The 2,709-nt window shown below is 35.4% G+C and carries 2 protein-coding genes; both read right to left on the reverse strand.

Going from position 1 to position 2,709, the window contains the following annotated elements:
- Positions 1-125 precede the first annotated feature (125 nt).
- A complete protein-coding gene (locus tag B0A58_RS15480; RefSeq protein WP_089081789.1) occupies positions 126-1,565 on the reverse strand; it encodes a nucleoside recognition domain-containing protein in 1,440 nt (479 codons plus the stop codon).
- Between the two features lie 9 nt (positions 1,566-1,574).
- Positions 1,575-2,288 carry a 3'-5' exonuclease gene (locus tag B0A58_RS15485; protein ID WP_089081790.1) on the reverse strand — a complete coding sequence of 238 codons (714 nt, stop codon included), beginning with the start codon at positions 2,286-2,288 and terminating at the stop codon, positions 1,575-1,577.
- Positions 2,289-2,709: the final 421 nt, after the last annotated feature.

Here is a 2,709-nt window from a genome sequence, read left to right on the forward strand (position 1 = left end):
AAGATTATTTCACAATATTATATTTTTTTTGGAGTTCAATGAACGTTGTTTATAACGGATAGCCCGACCTGTAACTTGCGGAGGGGCACACCCTAATAGGTATAATGGATAATGTTCTTTTTCTTTTAGAAAAACCAACTGGCAACTAAAATGGCTGCTATCACACAAATGAGATCTACTAACAGCATGGTGCTTAGGGTATATCGGGTGTTTTTGATGTTGATGGAACCAAAATATACAGCAATGACATAGAAAGTAGTTTCGGCACTGCATTGAAATATACAACTCAACCTTCCTGTTAGGGAATCTGGCCCAAAACTTCTCATGGCATCAATCATAAAACCTCTGGATCCACCCGAACTAAATGGACGTAAAAGTGCTACGGGCAAAGAATCGGTAATGGATTTGCTTACGCCAATGTTTGAAAACACAAAGGAAATTCCGTTGCTAATGATTTCAAATAAACCACTGTTTCTAAAAAAAGAAATAGCTACAAGCATACCCATTACATAAGGAAATATTTTGACACCCGTTTGTAATCCGTTGTGTGCTCCAGAAACAAAAGTATCAAAAACGGTTGTGTTTTTGGCTGTAAATTTAGACTCATTGACAAACGAAAATACTAAGGTAAAAACGATAATGACAACCAACATGAGTCCTGAAAGATTTGAGGTAAAAAAGTTTTTTTCTATCAAATCCAATTGATTGATGTAAAACAATAATCCGGCAATGGCAGCGATAATTACCGTAATCACAAGGATTAAAGAGGCACTTTTGAAATTGATTTTTTGACGAATACCAACAATTATAAATGCTGCCAAAGTGCCAATAAAGGACGTTAGGATACAGGGCAACATGACATCGGCTGGGTTTGTGGCATTTTCTGCAGCTCTGTATCCAATAATCGACGTTGGAATCAAGGTAAGGCCTGCAGCATGCAGGGACAAAAACATAATTTGGGCATCGCTAGCTTCGTCTTTGTTGGTATTAAGGGTTTGTAAACTTTCCATGGCTTTCAATCCAAAGGGGGTTGCAGCAGAGTCTAACCCTAAAAAATTTGCTGCAAAATTTAGGGTCATATAGGATATTGATTCATGATTTTTTGGAATACTTGGAAATACTTTTTCAAACATAGGACTTAGTAATTGGGCCAATTTTTCTGCAGCTCCAGAAAGTATTAAAAGTTCCATTAATCCACAAAAAAAGGCCAAATAAGCTATCAAAGGTATAATCAAATCAACCAAACTGTTTTTGCAAGTAGGCAACAAGCCGTCTGTTTTTTGATTTCCAGAAAAAATTTTGACCGTTTTATTTTTAAAAACATAGGTCGTGTCAGGATTGTTTGCCACTTTGTTGCATATCCAAGTTTTATCTGTCGATTTGTTGATGCTGTCTTGAATAGTAGCGGGGATTTGGTGCCAAAATTTTTCGTCTATCAAAATAGGATCGTCTTTATGTCCATTTAATACAAAATCAATTGTATAATGATGGCCTAAAAACAAACCCATAACAACAAACACAATAGACGAAACAAAAATTGCTAACCAAAATCTACTTAAAACCATAATTTATTTTTATACATGAATAATTTCTTCTTCTATTAATAAGGGTTCTCTACGCAACCGTAAGAATATTTGAGCCACTGCCACTACATCTTTTTCACAATAAATAATGATGCGATCAATATCCTTGTTTTTATAATATACTGCCGCAACCTGACTGCCATCTATATCGTCTTTTGAGGTAGGTATTTGCAAAATTTTTGACAACAATTTGAGAGACGTATAATGCTTATAATCGCCAAATTTCCATAACTCAAGCGTGTCTAGGTGCGGAATTTCCCATGGTTTTTTTCCAAACAAATGCAGCTTTGCCGGTATGGCAATACCCTTGATGATCATGCGTCTGGCCAAAAAAGGGATGTCAAATTCCTTGGAATTATGTCCACACAACACATGCTGTGGCTGACTGAAATGTTGGTTGATTAATTGATTAAAATCTGATAAAATTTTGACTTCGTCGCCAAAAAAAGAAGTTACCCTAAAATTTCTAACATCCGATTTTGTTACAAAAAAACCAACAGATATACAAATAATTTTACCAAACTCTGCCCAAATACCTGCACGCTCATAAAAATCTGCAGCCGACATGTCGTCTTTGCGTTGGTACTGTGTTTTGTGTTCCCACAAAGACTGCATGTCGTGGTCGAGCATGCTAAAATGTTCATTTTCTGGAACTGTTTCTATATCCAAAAATAAAATATGGTCGAGTTTTATTTTATCTATCATATTCAAACCTTGAAAATTGATACTAACAACGGCTAAAAGTAATTTTTTTTTTAATGCGAACCAAATTTCAAATAAAATAGTTTAAGAACACAAAAAAAACACATTCATAAACCCTCCTACCCTTCAGAAAACAAACAATTGAACACAAACAAATGATAGCTTTTTTTTAAGCAACTTACAAATGATGAGCAGCCGCCACTTTTGGCATTTTCACGCAGGGCCAGTTCCCGCCTTACGCTACAATCTTTTTGTTTTTAAAGAAAAAACAAAAAGGATTTCCACTCCAGTCGGGGCTAGATTGCCACTTTTGGAAGTGTTACCAAGGGCAATCCTTCTAGTATTTCATTTGCATACCTCAAAGATTATGGAAACCTTTGAGGTGGGGTGTAAATTATAAATGATTTTAAAGAAATTTTCTTCG

This window comes from Flavobacterium branchiophilum NBRC 15030 = ATCC 35035, assembly GCF_002217205.1.
GTDB lineage: Bacteria > Bacteroidota > Bacteroidia > Flavobacteriales > Flavobacteriaceae > Flavobacterium > Flavobacterium branchiophilum.